Source organism: Ignavibacteriota bacterium, assembly GCA_016713565.1.
Lineage (GTDB): Bacteria > Bacteroidota > Ignavibacteria > Ignavibacteriales > Melioribacteraceae.
In genome coordinates, this window is the sequence record JADJOX010000006.1 from 1 (window position 1) to 19883 (window position 19883).

General features: G+C 31.4%; 20 protein-coding genes and 1 tRNA gene. 3 read left to right on the forward strand and 18 right to left on the reverse strand.

Going from position 1 to position 19883, the window contains the following annotated elements:
- The first annotated feature begins 439 nt into the window (after positions 1-439).
- The 3 genes from IPK06_06205 (at position 440) to IPK06_06215 (ending at position 1264) form a co-directional block, all read left to right on the forward strand.
- The gene (locus IPK06_06205) at positions 440-637 is read left to right on the forward strand and encodes a hypothetical protein (protein MBK7979586.1); all 198 of its coding nucleotides are present in this window, start codon (positions 440-442) and stop codon (positions 635-637) included.
- A 71-nt stretch (positions 638-708) separates the two neighbouring features.
- Positions 709-900, forward strand: coding sequence for a hypothetical protein (locus IPK06_06210; protein ID MBK7979587.1), 192 nt, complete (start codon positions 709-711; stop codon positions 898-900).
- Between the two features lie 133 nt (positions 901-1033).
- A complete protein-coding gene (locus tag IPK06_06215) occupies positions 1034-1264 on the forward strand; it encodes a hypothetical protein (protein MBK7979588.1) in 231 nt (76 codons plus the stop codon).
- 1279 nt (positions 1265-2543) lie between these two features.
- On the opposite strand, the gene IPK06_06220 is transcribed toward IPK06_06215, so the two are convergent.
- From IPK06_06220 to IPK06_06305, 18 genes are all read right to left on the reverse strand, one after another.
- Positions 2544-2792, reverse strand: coding sequence for a hypothetical protein (locus tag IPK06_06220; GenBank protein ID MBK7979589.1), 249 nt, complete (start codon positions 2790-2792; stop codon positions 2544-2546).
- A 1095-nt stretch (positions 2793-3887) separates the two neighbouring features.
- Positions 3888-3976: transfer RNA gene (locus IPK06_06225), tRNA-Ser, on the reverse strand.
- 75 nt (positions 3977-4051) lie between these two features.
- Entirely contained in the window at positions 4052-5221 is a 1170-nt protein-coding gene (locus tag IPK06_06230) for an ABC transporter permease (GenBank protein MBK7979590.1), read from the reverse strand.
- 54 nt (positions 5222-5275) lie between these two features.
- The gene (locus tag IPK06_06235; protein ID MBK7979591.1) at positions 5276-6433 is read right to left on the reverse strand and encodes an ABC transporter permease; all 1158 of its coding nucleotides are present in this window, start codon (positions 6431-6433) and stop codon (positions 5276-5278) included.
- Positions 6434-6444: 11 nt separating this feature from the next.
- Positions 6445-7134, reverse strand: coding sequence for an ABC transporter ATP-binding protein (locus tag IPK06_06240; protein MBK7979592.1), 690 nt, complete (start codon positions 7132-7134; stop codon positions 6445-6447).
- A 19-nt stretch (positions 7135-7153) separates the two neighbouring features.
- Positions 7154-8155, reverse strand: coding sequence for an efflux RND transporter periplasmic adaptor subunit (locus tag IPK06_06245; GenBank protein MBK7979593.1), 1002 nt, complete (start codon positions 8153-8155; stop codon positions 7154-7156).
- Complete coding sequence (locus tag IPK06_06250; protein ID MBK7979594.1) at positions 8065-8334, reverse strand: hypothetical protein; 270 nt, start codon at positions 8332-8334, stop codon at positions 8065-8067. The genes IPK06_06245 and IPK06_06250 overlap by 91 nt, the downstream gene beginning before the upstream one ends.
- Positions 8335-8575: 241 nt before the next feature.
- Positions 8576-9406, reverse strand: coding sequence for a patatin-like phospholipase family protein (locus IPK06_06255; protein MBK7979595.1), 831 nt, complete (start codon positions 9404-9406; stop codon positions 8576-8578).
- 4 nt (positions 9407-9410) lie between these two features.
- Entirely contained in the window at positions 9411-9719 is a 309-nt protein-coding gene (locus tag IPK06_06260; GenBank protein MBK7979596.1) for a hypothetical protein, read from the reverse strand.
- Positions 9720-9729: 10 nt separating this feature from the next.
- The gene (citF, locus tag IPK06_06265) at positions 9730-11289 is read right to left on the reverse strand and encodes a citrate lyase subunit alpha (protein MBK7979597.1); all 1560 of its coding nucleotides are present in this window, start codon (positions 11287-11289) and stop codon (positions 9730-9732) included.
- A complete protein-coding gene (locus IPK06_06270; GenBank protein MBK7979598.1) occupies positions 11276-12493 on the reverse strand; it encodes an HpcH/HpaI aldolase/citrate lyase family protein in 1218 nt (405 codons plus the stop codon). Before IPK06_06270 ends, citF begins: the two co-directional genes overlap by 14 nt.
- Before the next feature lie 135 nt (positions 12494-12628).
- On the reverse strand, positions 12629-14062 hold the full coding sequence (locus tag IPK06_06275; GenBank protein MBK7979599.1) for an MmgE/PrpD family protein: 1434 nt from the start codon (positions 14060-14062) through the stop codon (positions 12629-12631).
- A gap of 318 nt (positions 14063-14380) precedes the next feature.
- Positions 14381-15283 (reverse strand): metallophosphoesterase, encoded by a 903-nt coding sequence (locus IPK06_06280; protein ID MBK7979600.1) that lies wholly within the window; start codon positions 15281-15283, stop codon positions 14381-14383.
- A gap of 20 nt (positions 15284-15303) precedes the next feature.
- The gene (gene lysF / locus IPK06_06285) at positions 15304-17274 is read right to left on the reverse strand and encodes a homoaconitase (GenBank protein ID MBK7979601.1); all 1971 of its coding nucleotides are present in this window, start codon (positions 17272-17274) and stop codon (positions 15304-15306) included.
- A gap of 107 nt (positions 17275-17381) precedes the next feature.
- The gene (locus tag IPK06_06290) at positions 17382-17492 is read right to left on the reverse strand and encodes a hypothetical protein (protein MBK7979602.1); all 111 of its coding nucleotides are present in this window, start codon (positions 17490-17492) and stop codon (positions 17382-17384) included.
- A 136-nt stretch (positions 17493-17628) separates the two neighbouring features.
- Positions 17629-18174: an HD domain-containing protein gene (locus IPK06_06295; GenBank protein ID MBK7979603.1), complete on the reverse strand. Its 546-nt coding sequence runs from the start codon at positions 18172-18174 to the stop codon at positions 17629-17631.
- A 97-nt stretch (positions 18175-18271) separates the two neighbouring features.
- Positions 18272-18565: a four helix bundle protein gene (locus IPK06_06300; GenBank protein ID MBK7979604.1), complete on the reverse strand. Its 294-nt coding sequence runs from the start codon at positions 18563-18565 to the stop codon at positions 18272-18274.
- A 32-nt stretch (positions 18566-18597) separates the two neighbouring features.
- A complete protein-coding gene (locus tag IPK06_06305) occupies positions 18598-19776 on the reverse strand; it encodes an isocitrate/isopropylmalate dehydrogenase family protein (protein MBK7979605.1) in 1179 nt (392 codons plus the stop codon).
- Positions 19777-19883 lie beyond the last annotated feature (107 nt).

The window sequence follows — 19883 nt, forward strand, 5'->3', positions numbered from 1 at the left end:
TTGTAATTATTCATTAAAAAATTTCCCAAAGGTAGAAAGCAAAGAACCTTGGTTAATCAATGAATATAAAAAGTTACGAGATAATTATTTGGAGTTAAGATTACAAGTTAAAAAGGTAATTAAAGCATTACGAAATTTAATAATTATATCAAAAATAAACTCAATTTTTCAATAAAATTATTTGCAAACATAAATAAAATAACTTATGAAAATCGAAACAAAAAAGATGCATTTGAGAAAACCTAAAAAAATTAGAGATATAAAACAGCTCGAAGATTTTTAGCAAACCTAATTTATGAGTTTCAACAAAATAATATTACTGATCAGAAAGTAAAAACACTAGCTTATTTGTTAATCAAATATGCTGAATTGTACAAAGTTGAATCATTAGAAGATATTGAATTGAGACTTCAGAAATTAGAAGAGGCAAAATAAAATTATGTTAGAAAAATTTAAAAGCAGAATTAACTATTTAGAAAAAAAGAATTCTAAATATTCCGGAGTTATTGTGTTTAGTAATGAATCAGAAAAAGAAAGAAGATTTACTTATTCCATTGATGAAAATTGCAATTACAAATATTATGATAATAAAATACAAATACCGGACTGCGAACTAATACACAAAAATAATTATTGATTCAATTTATTAACAAACATTAGGTTATAAAATGAGCAGAGAATTTCACCCACAAACTAAACAAAATTAAAATGCGTATTCTTAAACATCAAGACAATGTATTTTTCTTCAAAATAGTTGATAAAAATTCAGTCGATTCCGAAATAGGTTTTAAATGCATCAAAGATGAAAGCGGAAAGCTAACATTTTGCAAAAATGGAATTCTAATATCAAACGAGCCGTTAAAAAAATCTATTTACGTAATTGATAACATATTAAATTAATTTATTGTAAATAACGAATAATAACGATTTTTGAAATCAGCAATTAAACTTAATAATTTAAATTATTGTAAATAACGGGTTTTAACGGGTTAATAAAAAACAGAAATTAACACTAAACTAAATGAGTAAAAAAATGAGTAGAGAATTTTATCACAGATTAAGCAAACTTGAAAAGAAAGTAATTAGAAACCAAGACAAAGTATATTTCTTTGAACAAGTTGAAAGAGATTCCACAGCTTTAAGTATTGGTTATAAATGCACAAAAGACGAAAACGGAAACACAGAATTTTTTGAAAATGGAACATCAATTCCGGCGGTTAAGTTAGAAAATTGTATTTGTTTTATCGAAGATGTTACAGAATAAATGATAAAAAATGATAGTTAGGGAAATTTTATATAATTGTTTGTAAAATATTTGTGCAAAATATCTGTAAGTAATTGTTATTAAATATTCGTTCTAGAGAACTTAGGACTTATATAATTTATTTTATTAAATTATTATTAGAAATAAGATAATTAATTATTGAATTTATAAAGATTTTTATAAATTATATGAAATAATAATTGAATTCCTTGAAATTATTTTAATTCCAAAATAATTATTTCTTTAAGAAAATCTGAGGCTTGAAATGGAACCTAAACGAGATGAAGTTTCAGCCGAGCAAAGGTTATAGTTACTTTCTTTATTTTAATTATTGTTATAATAGCATTCTATTTAGCAACTCATGAAAGTAAGGATTGGACAGAAACAAATAATTCATTTGAAGCTTATGTCTCAGCTCAAATGTTTATTGAACCAATGTTAAAAGCACCTTCCACAGTTGATTTCCAACACATTCAAGTATAGAATATAGTATTAAAAGAACGGATTAACATATACTATTGATTCATATTTTGATTCACAAAATGGATTTGGAGCTATGATTAGAACTAATTATGTAGCAATATTAAAACAAAAAAGGAATCAAATTTTGAGTTAGTTGATATTAAATTTTATGAATAATTCTTTCTTTATTCAAAATAAGCATGAATTAAATTATTATTCTAAAATAAGATTTTACAAAATGATAAAAAATGAGAATTTCCAACAATAATTAAATTGATTAGTTATTGATCTTCTCAATTTATTTGCAATTATTTCCTTAGTGCAAATTTGGTTTAAGAAAAATATTTGATAAATTACCGGATTAGAAAAGGTAAATAATCAATAATTGAGTTATCAGTGAAACATAATAATTTAATAATTTTCATTAGTAGAATATTAAATTTTAGGCATGATTTTACTTACATCGGCTTTTAATGCCGCTTCTAATAAAATCTGATCAAATTACCTTTCCGAAAAACAAATCGAAAAAGTTATTTATTGCAAAGAATAGGTAATTTATAATTAAAATTTTACAGTTATTTTTGATAAATATAGTTTATGTTAAATAATATTTTTAGATTTTTTCTCTGATACACTGGTTTTATTTTTGCAACAGTTCTATTTACAGAATATGGTATTTGAAGATTTTAAGTGGAAATCCACTTAGTTTTTCTTTAAAAATTCCTCTAAATTGCAATCGCTTGATCATTCAAATATATATAATTTTCATTCACAGGATCTAATTCATTATTCAAAATATTTAATTCATCCGCAATTTTCAAAACAGAAAAGTTATTTCTTCTACAAGTTTAAAACTAAATAGATTTTTTATTTCAGTTGAATTAAGGATCAAAGTAACAACAAAAACAATTATATTTTCTTCTATACTAATTTTTACATCAATTTTGAAATTTGCTTTGTACTTTATATCTTTAGCAATATTCTTAGTAATTGGATATAGAACTTTAGAATTGAATTCTATAGTTTTAATTGAAGTGACACTAAGCTTTGAAATCAAATTCGACATCTTGAACAACTCCCATGTTCTTTAACTTTTTAGGAATATAATTTTGATTTTCAAAATGTTCTTCCTTTATACGAAATTCTGAATTAAGAGTATTGGCAATATGTATATATTTAGTTGAAAAAATAATTGGCTGCTCTTTTTAACAAATAAAATTTGTGTATCTAAAACCTGTTCAATTTTAGAAATAGTCTTTTTATAGAAAAATTATGATCACCGCTCAGAATTTTGAAATTTCTGACTCATATTTTCCAAGAGCTTCAGCAAAATCTTTTCTTTTCCATTTTTTCTATCTAATTCTGATTTTATTTGATCTACGATTGCCATGCTATGATCAATAAATCGATCAGTTTCATTCAAGGGGGGAGTTTAATATTTCTTCAATTATATTTTTTTTCATATTTACCCTAATTTAATAATCAACATGTAATTCAAATTCTAAATTACCAGAAATATTTTTCTTGTTAACTAAAATTTCACCTTTATTTATTCTATTATCGATTATCATGGAAATATTTTCAAGAACAGACATCTGAGTAATTTAAATTGGATCGTCTTTATAATTTTTTTTTAAATTTAATTCCTCCTCCACCAAGAATAATAAGACATTCATTAAATCTGATACAATATACTCTAAGATTTTCAGTTTCTAAAATGCTGAAAATATTTAACTTTCTTTTATTTTGGAATTTAAAACTTTCTGAGGAGAAGCCATATTTATTTACCATGTTTGTTAGTTTTCTTATAGTCATTCTAACAAGTTCTGGAAATTGTTTGTAAGTGAAATTTAATTCTGGCCGGAAATCTGTTTCATCAGATTCAACCTTTTTTTTCGGAAATTTTTCCTTTTTCCCTTTAATAACACTTTCAACTAAAACTAAATTAAATTTTTTATTTTATTAGAAATAATTGATTTAAAGTTATTTTCAAGGTAATTTAGTAAATAAAAATTTGTTTTTTAGAGAAAAATTAGAAAAATTTTAATTAACCAATTTTAAATCATTATATTAAGAACATTATAAATGATAATATAAATATCAAAAATTTAATTTTTGTGTTAATTTTTGGGGAGTCTGTAAGTTTTTGTTTTTATATGAACGGAGAGGGCGGGATTCGAACCCGCGGTAGAGTTTAACCCCTACGACGGTTTAGCAAACCGTTGGTTTCAGCCACTAACCCACCTCTCCTTAGCTGAATTTCAAATTTTGAATTGAAAATATATAAAATACTATTCTAATTACAAAAAATTATATTAATCTTTTCTATCCGCCTCTTAAAGCTTTAACAATATTTAATCTTGAAGCTCTAACTGCAGGGAAGAATCCTCCGACTAAGCCCATTAAAGCTGCAAATAATAAACATGAAATTATTATCGATGGGTTTAACGCAAATGAAAATGAAAGATCGGCAAATGAATTCCAGTTTAAAGTGGAGATTGTTATTAACTGTAAAAATGACGCGAGGAAAAGTCCCACTGTGGCGCCTATTAAAGAAATTAATAAAGCTTCCGTTACAAAAACCGTTAAAATACTTTTTCTGCTGAAACCAAGTGACCGCATTGTACCGATTTCAATTGTTCTATTGGAAACCGCGGCATACATTGTAATTGCTGCTCCTATTATTGCTCCGAAGCTGAAAATCACTGTTATGAATGTTCCCAATATTCTAATAAACATTGCCAAGATTTCAGACTGCATTTCAAAAAATCTTTTTTCGGACATTACTTCGTATTCGTGTAATCTTTTATCCGCGGCAAATGAGCTCTTAAAGGCATCAAAGCTGTTAATGTTATCTAGTTTAAGAGTTATTGTTGAAACCGTATTGCCGCGATTGAATGCATTTAACAACTGTGAAGCATCGCCCCAAAGTTCCGATTCAAAACCGCTTCCGTCCGCTTCAAATTTTCCAACAACTAACCAATAATCTCCAGCAAATTTAATCTTGCTTCCAACTTCCGCGCCTTCAAATTTATCCGTTATGGATTTACCTACAATTAGTTCCCGTAATAATGGATTGAACATTTTACCTTCTACAATTTTTAACTGCGGTCTCAAATCCAATACAACCGGAGAAACACCTCTAACTGTTATATTGCTGACGCCGCCACCTTTTTTATCTAAATTAATAACTACAACTGGTTCGGCAGAAAATATCGGAGTTCCATTTGCTTCTTTTGCGATGTGGGGAAGTGATTTAATAATATTTTGCGTATCACCATCAATTAAACTCGAAATTTCACCTTGTGAAGATTTTCTTTGTACTTTAACGTTTTCAGGTGATCCGGTTGATATAAGAGTTTTTTCAACTCCATAAGCCATCATTAAAACAGCGGCAAAAACAAACACTACTAACGCGATACCGCCGATAGTAATTATTGTTGTTAGTTTTCGCGTCTTAAAATTTTTGATCATGTATTTATAAGGGACAGCCATTTTTAACTCCATAAAAATTTCATCAAATTCAATTTCGATCTTTGAATTATATAATTAACCGACATATCTAAATCCGTCAACAATTTTTGTGCTTAACGCTCTTTGTATTGGAAAAGCCGCCGATATTAGTCCGACTAAAAGAACAGCGACAACCGCCAAAATTATTGTTACCGGCTCAATAAAAAAATAAGGGAAAAATCCTTTGGGCATTGCTTTTGAAAATCCATCGACAAGAGGGAAGAGCAATAATAAGCCAAGTCCTCCGCCTAAAAATGAAATAAACAAAGACTCTCCTAAAATTAATCCTGTAAGATGTTTTGCGGAAAATCCGAGTGTTTTAAATACTGCGTATTCTCTCGTTCTTTCCCTTGCCGCCATTATCATCGTATTTGCCAAAACCAGCATTATAATTCCAATAATCGCGAAAGACATAAAATTCATTGAGGTAATTATTGCGCTTGACGCCGCTACAAATCCCTGAGTAAATGCGCGTTCGGTTTCAGTTTTTGTTTCCGCTGTGGAGTTCTTAAATAAATTATCTATTTGAGCGGAAATTTTTGCCGAATTTTTAGGTTCGTCAATTTGGATAATGTACCAACCGATTTCATTTTCTCGGCCGGGACTTTCTTGCAGCATTCTTTCATTTAAATATTCATAATGAAATAACATTTGTGTAGCGTCTGTGTTTTGATCTCTTGGAGTGTAAATTCCGGCAACAATAAATTCCCATCTTCCGGGATAAATATCGCCGTCTAAAACAACCTGATCACCAACTTTAATATTATATTGTTTTGCGGTTTCAGCTCCAATTATACACGAATTTCTATTCTTTTTATAAACATCCAATTCATTTTTTGAAATTAAAAATTCCGGATACACTTCAAAATATTTATCATCAACAGCCATTCTGGCAAAGAAATTATTCTTGTCTTTGTAAACTCCGCCGAACCAATTTGCTCCTGAAGTTTTAACTACACCGCTAATGCTTTCAATTTTATTTTGATAAGAAGCAGGCAACGGAAAAATGAATGAAACTGCTTGACGCGTAATTAATCTATTTGCGCTTGCCGCGTCTACACCGGAATTCCAAACTGTAACTACCGTTCTCAGCAATCCAAAAGCAATAATTGCGATCGCAATTCCAATAATAGTTAAGGCGCTTCTTAGTTTGTGCCTTAACGCGTTTTTAAAAATTAATTTGAAAACTTTCATTTCAATTCCTCCTATGAATTTTGTCCGTTGTTTGACAAAACTCCTTTATCAAGATGCAGTAATCTGCTTGCTCTATCAGCCGCGTGAGGATCGTGCGTTACCATAACAATTGTTTTGTTAAATTCTTTATTTAATCTTTCCATTAATGTTAAAATTTCTTCGGCAGAATTTTTATCCAAATCTCCGGTCGGTTCATCTGCAACTAAAAGTGAAGGATCGGTAACTATCGCTCTCGCAATCGCAACTCTTTGTTCTTGACCTCCGGAAAGCTGTTTTGGATAATGATAAATTCTATCTCCGAGTCCAACAATAGTTAATGCCGTTTCAACGTGTTTTTTTCTTTCGGCTTTTGTTAATTTTGTTAACAGAAGCGGAAGTTCAAAATTTTCAAAAGCGGTTAACACCGGAATAAGATTATAAAATTGAAATACAAATCCAATGTTGGATGAACGCCATTTTGCCAACGCGGATTCATTTAATTTCGCTATATCTGTTCCGCCAATTTCCACACTTCCGTTTGTTGGTCTGTCAATTCCGGCAATAATATTCAATAAAGTTGTTTTACCGGAACCGGATGGTCCCATTAATGCTAAGAATTCATTTTCTTTTACGCTAAGCGTTAAATTAGATAAAACCGGTATTTCTAAACTGTTTCTCCAGTATGATTTGGAAAGGTTTTTTACTTGAATTAAGTCTGACATGTGTGATCCTCACATTTCCTTATTTATTAATTTTTACTTTTGTACCTTCTTTAATATCCGAAGTTAAGTTTTCAATAACTTCATCGCCGCTTTGCAATCCGCTTGTAACTTCTATGTAAGTTCCAAAATCTTTACCTGTTGTTATATTAACTTTGTACGCTTTGGTATCTCTAATTTTATATACAGTATTTTCCATAATTGCAGATTTTGGAATTACTAAATTCGGTTTTTTTTCTTCAATTTCAGATTTCATTGCATCTCTCAAAAACAAAACCTTTGCGCTCATTTCCGGCAGCACTTTGTTATCATAATTTTTAAAACCGACTTTTACCATAACCGTTGCTTTACCTCTATCTCCCGTTGGAACAATTTTGGCAACATAACCCGCATAATTTACATTTGGATAAGCATCCAAAGTAATTTGACAGTCTTGGTTTGGTTCAATTTTTTCGATATTTGATTCACTTACATCAGCTTCAACCTGCAACGAAGTCATATCGGCAATTGTAACAACCGCGGATTTAGAATTAACGCTTGCAGCTAATGGCGCAACAATCTCACCGACATCCGCGTTTTTAGTTAAAACCGTTCCATCAAAGGGAGCACGGATAACAGTATTTTCCATTGATACTTCTGCGGATAAAACCGTGGCTTTAGCAACGTCAATTGACGCTAAGACTTTATAATAATTTGCTTGCGCGGCATCCAAAGCGGATTGACTTGATAATCCTGAATTAAATAACTGAGTTTCTCTTTTAAAAGTATTTTCAGCTTCAAGCAGCGATGCTTCGTTTAATTTTAAATTTGCCTTTGCTTGTTCAAGTTGAGCATTGATATCATTATTCTCAAGTCGTGCAATAATTTGATCAGTTTTAACTTTATCACCTTCAACTACACCTAAGTAAACTAATCTTCCGGTTCCTTTTGAAGCTATTGCCGCTTTTCTTTGTGCAACAACATAGCCGCTTGCAGTGAGTACGGCATTGCTTTGAGCATTAGATTGTAAAACAGCCGTTGCAATTTTACTTCAACTTCCGGTGTTGTGAGATTTTTCCATCCAAAGTAAAGCGCCGCAATAATTATAATTACAATTAAGGTATAAATTGTAAAACGTACATTTCTTCCTTTTAATTCGGGATTTACATTTTTTTTTGAACGGTCAATTCTTAATGATGATAAATCGGCTTTGTTTGCTTCCATAAATTTCTCGATAATTAAATATAGTTATAACAGCATGTCTAAAATTTTAAATAATTTATAATAAAAATAAAATTAACGGCAAATAAATCTTAATTGATTTCGGTTAACAGCAATTATTTTTCGGTGAAATTAAGACTTTCCTAAATATTCTTGCCTTTCAGAAATAATTTATAAATGTGAAGGATTTTTTTGACTTTAAGAAGTTAAAATAAACCAAAAGTCGTAACATTTTCAAGTTATATTAATTGTGCTTTAAAAATTTTTCAATTTTGAATTTTAGTTCATCTTTGTATGGAATTGTCTGTTTAAATATATTTTCAGCTTTATAGAATTCATGAACTCTTACGTTTTGTATGTCGATTTTGACTAAAATATCCGGGTGCGACTGCTTTAGTTTTTCATTAACTATTGAATTTTGCATTATCTGAAAGGCCGAAAATAAAATTTCCCAAGCAGGAGGAGCGTAATTATTTGTTTTTACTTTATTTGCCGAAACATCTATCGCGATGGTCAAATCGCAATTATCTTTAATAATATCGTAAGGTAATGGATTTACCATTCCGCCGTCAATGAGTAATTTTTCATTTAAAACCACAGGAGCAAATAATCCTGGAAGTGAATAGCTCGCTCTAACCGCGGGAATAAGTTCACCGCGACGCAATATTACTTGTTTCTTTTGCCAATAATCTGTTGCGACAATTTTTAACGGGATTTTCAAATCCTTAAAATTATCTATCTTAATTGTGTTTGAAATGATTTTAATAAATTTATCACCCTTTAACATTCCTCCGGTCGCAATACTGGGATCTATTAAATTAAACATTTTTGTTATATCGGACTTTTTATGTATTTCCCAAAATCGCGCGTTTTTATGTCTTAGAATATCAAAAACTATTGAATACATTTCTTTTGAGCTTAATCCCGCTGAATAAGCAGCGCCAATTATTGAGCCTATGCTGGATCCTGAAATAATTGATGGTTTTATCCCTAATTCTTCAAAGGCTTGGACCATTAATATATGAGCTAAACCTCTTGCTCCACCTGAGCCGAAAGCGATGCCAATTTTTTTCATTTAATTATATAATTGGTTTAACTTGGTTTGAATCAAGTTGTGAATTGTTTTTAGCTTCTTTTTTCTGTAATGAAGAGTACCTCATACTTACTCTAAAAACAGAGTAAATTAATATTAGAATGGAAATAAATAGTAAAATGAAAATAATATAGCTGGAATAAAGCATATAAACTTCAAAGGTTCCAATTTCAGTATATTCCTTTAGAATTGAAGACACTACCATATAATTTATAAATTGCCAAGTCAGCGCAAGTAACGATAATATTAAAACTACAACCGCTCGACTTTTATTTTTTTTAATTAACTTTTCCATATCAAATTCCTTAATTACCGACTATTTGAAAAACAGAGTCCAAAATTGTTCCATCAACCCATTTAATTACGGCGACAACTTTTTTATTGTTTACCTTTGGTTTAGCCGGAACTCCTCCGCAAATATCATTAACTTCGTTGTAAATTTCTTTTAAAGTCCTTATTGGTAATTTAGTATTCTTTACAGCTTCAATCAAATCTTTTCTTTTAGGATTTATTGCAATACCGCGTTCGGTTACAATTACATCTATTAATTCTCCAGGTCCGCACAAAGTAGTAACTTTATCTACAATAACGGGAATTCTATCTCTAAATGATGGAATTGCCAAAATGGTACATTTTGAAAACAAACAATTTTGCCAGCCTCCGATGCCGTGAAGTAAATATCCATCTGAATGAGTAACAACATTAGCGTTGAAATCGAGATCAACTTCTGTAGCACCCAAAACAACCGCATCTAAAATTGAAGCAAAGTTTCCTTTACCATGATAATTATAGCTTGTAAAAGGCGAAGTGTTAACATGATTTGCGTTTTCATGCATCGATCTGACACCTTCCAGATCAAAAGTTTGACCGTCTAAAATATAATCCGTTAAACCTTCTTCCAACATTTCAACTAAGTACTTTGTACTGCCGCCTCTAATAAATCTTGCTTTAATACTTTTAGCTTTCATTTTTTCTTTTAAGAATAAAGCAAAAGCCAAATTGGTCCCGCCCGCGCCGGCTTGAAATGAAAAACCATCTTTTAAAATACCTGCATCTTCTAAAAATTGTGCAACATATTCGGCAATTAATAATCTATCGGGACTTTTTGTAACTTCTGTAGTACCGGAAACAATTTTTGACGGATCACCCAAAGATTCAGTCTTAACAACAAAATCAACGTTGTTTCCCTGAATTTGCCAAGGTATGCAAGGAAATGGAATTAAGTTGTCTGTTACAACAATTACTCTATCCGCGTATTCAGAATCACCGAGCGCAAATCCTATAAGTCCGCATGCAGATTTTCCTTGATCTCCGGTCGCGTTGCCGAAAGGATCAGCGGTTGGGGCGGCAATAACAGCAATATCAATATGAACTTCTCCGTCTTGAATTGATTGATATCTTCCGCCATGTGAGCGCAAAACTCCTACACCTTTCATTTTACCTTCGGTTGTAAATTTTCCCAAAGGTCCATTCATGCTTCCTTCAATATGATGTATTGTTCCATCTTCCAAATATTGTATCAAATGCTGGTGACAAGGAAATGATGCACTAGGAAACCATCTAATATTTTTGATTCCCATTTTTTTAATTGTATCAAAAAGTTGATTTGTAAGAACATCACCATTTCTTAAATGATGATGTGTGGAAATTGTCATTCCGTCTTTAAGTCCAGCTTTTTTTAATGCTTCTTCCAAACTTGAAACTAATTTATTTCCATCATCGGGATAATCCATACATGTTCTGATTGGCGGTTTGGATTTATATCCTTTTGGTCTGAATTTACCTATTCCCTTAAATGGGGTTTCAGTACGTTTATTAACTGTTGTTGGTACCAATCTGCCGGCAGCGTTTTTAACTAAATTCATTTAATTTCCAATTTTTATCTAACAAATTATTTTCTACCGCAAGTTTAATTGTTTTATCGGCACGTTTAACAACCGGAGCATCAATCATTTTACTGCCCAATGACACAACTCCCAAGCCATTTTGTTTAGCTTCATCAAATGCCAAAACAATTTTTTTAGCTTTCTCAATTTCTTTTTCATCCGGTAAGAAAGATTCATTAATAATTTTTATTTGCCGCGGATGTATGCAGCCTTTTCCTTCGAACCCTAACTGCTTTGCTTCTATAACACTTTTCCGTAATCCATCCATATCATTTACATCAGAAAAAACAGTATCTATCGCTTGAATTTTAGCTGCTTTTGCCGCGTTTAAAATTTGACTTCTTGCATAAAAACTTTCTTTACCATCACTTGTCCGCTGAGTGCCGATATCAGCTGTATAATCTTCCAATCCGACAGCTAAAGCGCAATTATTTATTGAAGCGGAAGCTATTTCATATGATTTTTCAACGCCCAAAGCACTTTCAATTATGGGCATAAAAAATATTTCATTTTTCACTTTAAATTCTTTTTTAAGCGAGTCAACTGATTTTTCAACTTCCAGCACATGTTCCGCAGATTCGCATTTTGGAATTAAAATTACATTAACATTATTTGGAACAATGTATTTTAGATCATCCAAACCTTTGGGTAATTGATTAATCCTCACCATTCTTTCAGCACCGTAAAAATCAACCGTGCGCAACGTGTTTCTTACAAGCAACTGGGCAGTATCTTTTTCAGAAGGAGAAACGCTGTCTTCCAAATCTAAAATAATTCCGTCAGGTAAATGTAATCCGGCATTCGGGTAAAATTTAGGTTCGTTTCCGGGCAAATACAATCTGCTTCTTCTTAACCTGTCTTTTAGTGTTGAATAAAGATTATTTTTATTTATTGGAAAAAGAAATTCGGCGGAAATCTCCGGATAAAATCTTTTTACCGCAGATTCAAATCTTGCGGCAATTGTAAAAGGCAAAGCTCCGGCATCTTCAAATAAAATTTTTGCGTTTTTAATTTTAAAAAATATGCACAAATCATTAAGCAAAGATCTAATAGATTTTCCGTACATGACTTCAACTTTGCTGTTAAGCTCAATAGTAATTCCACCATTATCGGTAATTTCAATTTCAATGTAACAATCTGATCTTACTTTTGGTCCTCTTTGACCGGCGAATGATTTTTGCATAAAGCTCTCATTAAATTGTTGAATTGACAAATTGCTTAATTGTTAAAAGCAATGCCAATCAAATTTATAATTTATTATTTGTAAAACTAACCAAAGAATTTATTGATTTAGGTAATTTTTAAAATTATTAGAATATTAAACAATCAATTTATTCATAAATTCTCTTGCTGATAAATTTTCACAATTAAAAATAACATCTTTTATTTCATTTTGTTTATTTTCGCTTAACCAAGAAGAAGATAATCCGCTAAATTTATTTTGAAGATCATTCATTGTCATTGGTTCTTTTGGATTTCCTTTGGGATATTCTAAATATTCTGAATATTCTTTTCCGTCTTTTGTTTTTATCACAACCTTTGAAGGTTGTTTTGCCGGAAACATTTTTTCAAATTCAATGGAAGGTTCGCCTTTTATTTTATCGATCACTTCATAAATTTTTGGATCTTTTAATTTTTCTTCACTGAAAGAATTTGTCGTTATCTTTTTATCAACAATTGCCGCGGCTAAACAGTAGGGAAGAGAATGATCGGCAGTTTCACGGGATTCCGGTCTGTATTTTGCGGGATCAAAAAGGATATCATAAGCTTGTGCAAAAGCGGTTACCCGAACTTCTTCTATATCTTTATAATCCAAATTAAATTCCGTCATTACTTTTATTGCGCATGATATGTGAGTGTGTGTTAAAGCTTCAGTTGGAAAAGCTTTCATTCCGCATTCTAAAATTTTAAATTCTTTTCCCAAATTTCCTACTAATGCATCAACATCCCAACTCCATTTTGAAATTCCATCTCGTCCTTTCATTTCTGTAGGATTAAGAATTTCTTCTTTAGCGTTCCACCCAATAAACGAGTCCATAAATCCTTCTTTACCTTCAAATACCTTTTCCGTTCCCGAAAATCCTTTCTTCGCCATTAGTGCCGCAAAAACTCCTGACTGCACAGCCATTGGATCAACAGTATTTTTCATCATTGTTAATTTGCCGGCAGTAGGACATCCAATTGTATGATTATGCGAACCGTTAATCCCAATTGCGTTTACCATTTCATCAACGGTTAATCCTAATAATTTACCGGCAACAATTGGTGATACAAATTGTGTTAAAGTGGCATGGTGCCATTTGCGTTCGCGAACCCCCGGTTTTGCAAACAAACATAATCTTTGTTCAAATTCATAAGCTAAAACAATAGCCACAATTACATCTTTCATTGAAGCGTTTACAAGCTCGCCCACAGAAAACGCAGCGGGAATAATATCGGATGGATGTGATGGATCATCTTTCCAATAAATATCGTTAAAATCCAATGCTCTTATCATTAGTGAATTAATTAATGTTGCATTAACCGCTGGTAATTTTTCGCCAAAGCCAATTACAGTAGCTTCTTCTTTACCGCCTATATCGTTGTATATTTCTCTAATAATGTTTACATCTTTTGTATTTTTTGCACCATATGCACATCCTATTGAATCATATATATATCGTTTGACTTCATTTATAACATCTTCAGGTAAATCTACATATTTTAATCCGACAGAATATTCGGATAGTATACGAGAAATGGATTTTCCCATAACTAGAATTCCTTATTTTAAATTTAAAAATTAATTATTTCGCCAGTTAGTTTGATATAACTTTGGGAAGTTGAGATAGGGTAAATAGAAAAATATGCTTTTTGTGATTTTAATTAACATCAGTATACTGGACTTAATTATTAAATAAAAATTACATAATTATTATCGAATAAAACACATAAATTTTTGATTGAAAGAAAAGTGATTTGCAATGTTAAATTTAATATAATAAAAGATGTTGAATGAATAAATTTAAGTATGACAGCTTTTGTTTAAACACAAAAAATCCCCTTAAAAGAGGGGATTTTTATATTTAGCTTATTTTATTTGCCAGTCGTAATCAAAATACTCAGCTTCAATTTTGTCCTTTTTAACTTTTACTAGTAGAAATCCTTCTTCCATTCCTTCATTTGGTCCAAGCCACCATCTGCCGCAAACTGCTCCGCCTGTAATAATATTGAATCTATCCATTAAATTAAGATTTTCATATGCGTGCAAATGTCCTTGTAGAATTAATTTTAAATTATGATCCTTTAATAAATCTAATACAGATTTGGAGTTTTCAACTACAAGTCCGCGATCATTTGCGGCCATTGATCCTATTGCCATTTGTGAGTACATAGTATAAAGAGGAATATGAGTTGAAATTATTATAGGCATAGCTTTATCGATACCGGCAATTTCAGTTTTTAACCATTCAAGCTGTTCATTGTTTATAAATCCGAAATATCCATTTCCTTCGGGAACTTCTTCAATTGAATCAAGAATTATAAATTTTACGCCTTTGTGAACAAATGAATAATAAGTTTTCCCAATTCTATTTTGAAACATTTTTTTGCCAAATTCCGGATGCGTTTTAGCAATATTGCTTTTTTCGTACCAACCCAAAATATCGTGGTTTCCAATTGTATTATGGATTGGCATATTTAATTCTTTACAAGTTTCCATATATAAATTAAACAAACTATCAGCTCTATTATAACTTACACCTAATGCGTCCATTACCAAATCACCGCCGGTAACAACAAAGTCAGGATTAAGCTTATTTATTTCTTCAATTGCTTTCTTAAATCCCTTATCTCCATTTCTTTCTTTTTGAATATGAATATCCGTTGCAAATACGAAAGTAAATTCTTCGGTTTGAGCATTTATAAAATTTGTTAAAATTAAAATGTGAAAAATGAAGAATGCAAAATTAAATTTTCTTAAAATATTTTTCATTTCAGATCCTTAAATAAAATTTATAAATTTTTCTTAATCCAATTTTCTAATCCGCCGGTAACAACTAATTCTTGCGCGGCGGTTCCAATTGGCGCGAATGAATAATTTTTATTATTAAAACACAATTCTGAATTAACAAAATCTATTTGACTAACAATGCCGGTATTAACGGTCAATTTTTTTTGTCCGAATTTATTTTTTAATTCATCGACCAACTCTGGAATTTCAATTACAAGATATCCGTTATTCAATGCGTTTCGTTTATAAGTCTGACTTGCGGAACCAACAATTACCAATTGAATTCCTCTATATTTAAGAGCTGTCGCGGCTTGTTCACGAGAACTTCCGGTTCCAAAATTATATCCGCCGACAAGTATATCCCCAATTTTCGCGATTTGCTGGAATTCGGGATCATAATTTTCCATCGCAACTAAAGCTTGATCTTCAGGCTTGAAATCATCAACATATGTATATTTGCCTGGATAAATTCCATCTGTATTTAAATTATCCTGATAGCAAAACAGCAAATTGCCTTCAATTTTTTCAGGAAACCCTTCAATGATTTTAACTTTTACCGCTTCACGAGTTTTGGGTTTATTTGTTTTAATTTCGGCTTTTATTTCTTTTTGATCATTCCATTCAAAATCTATTTTGCCTTTGAGCGCAGAATAAGCAACTACAGCCGGTGAGGCTAAATAAGCTTGCGCATTTGCCGAACCCATACGTCCTTTAAAATTTCTATTTGTTGCTGAAATTCCAACTTCACCATCTTCAAGCAATCCTGTTCCCAAGCCAATGCATGGTCCGCAACCTGGTGGAAGTGGGATTGCTCCGGCTGCAATCAGCGCTTGCCAATCACCTCGTTTTTCGCTTTCTGCTTGAACTTCACTTGATGCTGCTGCAATATAGAATTTTACTCCTTCCGCAATTTTTTTATTTTTTAAAATATTAGCGGCTTCGGAAATATCATCTAACCTGCTGTTAACACATGAGACCAAATATGCTTTATGAATTTCAACATTTTTCTCGCTTAGTACTGAAGTTGAATTCATTACTTTAACGGAATTAGGACCGGAAACCATTGGCTGAATTGTGCTCAAATCAATAATTAGTTCTTTTGCGTAATAAGCGTTTGAATCTGGTTTTAAATCAGGCATTTGCGATTTTAATTCATCAATTTTTATTTTGTTTAATCTTGGATGTTCACCGTTCCCATCTATATCAGAAGTTACACCGGCTAATCCGCGTTTTTTTATAAACTCTGCTCTATTTTCCAGCCATTTTATTGTAACTTCATCAATAGGGAATACACCGCCAAGCGCGCCCCATTCAGTTGTCATATTTGCAATAGTTAAACGCTGATCAATATTTAATTCTTTTATGCCATCACCGCTAAATTCAATAATAAAATTAAGTACTTCATCGTTATTGAAATATCCGCAAAGCGCGATAATAAGATCTTTGCCTACAACACCTTTATTTAGTTTTCCTTTAAGTTCAACTTTTGCAATAGTAGGAATTTCCCACCATGTTTTTCCCGTTGCCCAAATTCCGGCAGCATCTGTACGCACAACAGGCGTTCCTAAAACTCCAAGTCCGCCGTACATATTCGAATGGCTATCGGAAGCGACCACAACTGTTCCAGGCCAAGCATATCCTTCTTCGCACATAATTTGATGACCAATTCCACGTCCGGCCGGATAAAAATCGGCACCGACAGATTTAGAAAAATCTTCTATCTTTTTATATTTTTCCAAATTTGCTTCTGTTTTGTCTTGGATATTATGATCAAGAGTATGAACCACTTGTCGAGGATTTGATAGTTTTGTCGCACCTATTGATTTAAATTTTGGAATTACAGCTCCGGTGTTATCGTGTGTCATTACGTAAGCCGGTTTTATGGAAAGTATATCGCCACTTTGTACTTTTTGATTTTCTTCCAATCCAACTGCAAATTTTTGAACTATTTTTTCAATTAGATTTTGATTCATAAAAACTCCGTAAAATTGTTAAAACGTTGAGACGTTGAAACGAAAAAATTATTTAAAGGAAAAAGTCAATTTTGAAATTAGTGCAATTGTATGATTTCATAAATCACTTATTTCCCAAATTTCATCTTTTTAATGTAATTCAATTTTATGCAAATTGTAATTTGAGCATCAATTTCAATCAATGAATATCTGGCGATATTTAAAATCTTTTGCTTCATTTTTAGACTTACGAGCATAGCCTAAATCAATGTTTGAGGAAACAGAAATTGTGAATTGTACTTCTTTTCGCAAGTAGTTAAATTATTTTTCTTAATTGTACTATTACTTTTTCAATTTCAGTTTCACATTTCACATCTACACATTCAATCTTTTAGCATCTTGAAATGGCTCGAAACTAACAAAATCAGCATGATGAACTATTATTGATTCTATACTTCTTTTTCCCAAGTCACCTTCTTTTGAATGATATGCAATTATATGCTGAATATCAAAAGGCAATCCAAATCGGTCTGCAATTGAAACTCCGCTAAATGGATGACGTAATAATTTACCATCCCGACTTGTACCTAATTTCCCATCTTTAATTTCATATTCTAAAAGTTTTCCCACATCAATAAGAATTGCTCCGGATATTAAGTAATCCCAATTAATTTTCATTTTAAAATTTTCTTCCATTCGTTTTGCAATATCAATCGATAGATGTACAGCTGTTCGTTTATGATTCATAAATGTAATATCACAATTATCTATCAATAAACTGAAAGGAATTTTTTCAAGATCTTCCGGTTCAAGGGGGGAATTTTCTATTGCATATTCCCAACATTTATATGTTTTTTCTTTTATTTCCTGATCTTTAATAAGTTCGATTTCCGGCCAAATATTTTTAATTTTATCGCGCATAGATTACTCCGTAAAAGTGAAAAGTAAAAAGGCAAAAGTTATTAAAATCACTTTACCATTTTTGATAACATTGCAAAAACTTCATTAAATAACTTATTTAATTCTTCAGAATCGGATTTATAAATCCAAGTGAAAATGCAATTTCAATTTGAGTATCTAATTCAACAAAAGATGAACGGGAAATTTCATAAAATCTTTTTCTATCAAGTTCTGATTTTCTCGAAGCAACTTCAGATAAATTTGAAATAACGGATATAGCTGATCTTCTTATTTGTGAAGTTAAACCATACAATTCTGAATTCGAGAAAAAATTAGTGAGCTGATAAACTAATTTTACCAACTCACTGGATTTTATATAAACTTCAAGTTTATTGTGATTAAGCCTCGACATTGTTTTATTTTTGCCTTTTCACTTTTGAGTTTTTATAGCTTGTTGATTATTTCATTTGTCATTTCTTGCGTTGTGCATGCTCCTTTACCAAATACATCGGCACCTCCGCGTAATTTCATCATATCATATGTTTTAACTTTTCCTTCTTTTATTACTTCAGCAATTGCTTTTCTAATTTTATCGGCAATTTCTTTTTCTCCAATATAATCAAGCATCATACAAGCGCTCAAAAACATTGCTATAGGATTTACAATACTAGGATTTAATTCTTGATATTTAGGAGCAGAACCATGAGTCGGCTCAAAAACTGCGACTTCTTCTCCAAGGTTGGCAGAACAAGCAAAACCTAAGCCACCGACTAATCCTGCAAAACCATCACTTATAATATCACCAAACATATTTTCTGAAACAATTACTCCATAATTTTCGGGATTTTTTGTAAGCCACATCATTTGAGCGTCAATATTTGTATCCCATAATTCAATTCCCGGATATTCTTTAGCTATCTGTTTTCCCAGCTTCATAAACATGCCAGAAGTTTCTCTTAAAACATTTGGTTTTTCACAAATAGTAACATTTTTATAACCGAATTTTTTTGCATATTCAAAACCGGCTCTTATAATTCTTTCGGTATATTTTTTAGTAACTATTCTAGTTGAAATCGCTATCTCTTCACTGGGTACTTCTTTAAAATTCTTCATTTTAGGATGAGTTTCAAGTGCGTCTCTAACTTGTTTTGGAGGATTTGTCCATTCAATACCGCCATACATTCCTTCTGTATTTTGACGGAAAATAACAGTATCAACAATCGGTTCTTCAAAACCACCTTTGCCGTCTTTCCGAATAAAGTTAAGCGGATTTCCTTTAAACGATTGGCATGGACGAATACAAATATCCAAATCAAAATGTTGACGAAGACCAACAATAGGACTGAAATAAACAAAACCTTTTCCTTTAAGCGAAGGATCAAGTTCAGCATCGGCAGCGTCTTTTGGTTTACTTGTTATTGCGCCGAATAATCCGATTTTGTGTTCCTGCAATAAATCTATAGTTCGCTGGGGAAGAGCATTTCCTTCCTTTTGCCAAAATTCCCAACCAATATCACCATGAACATAATTTGCTTTAAAACCTGCCGCTTCCAATAATCTAATTGATTCTGGTAAAACTGTTTTACCAATTCCGTCTCCAGGCATTGATACAATTGTTCTCATGTAATATCCTTTAAAAAATTATTTTAGAAAAAAGTATGTGTAAACTTAGAGAGTCTTATATTATTAAGCAAGAATTGTTGAGGTATGTTGAATAATTGTAAAAATTT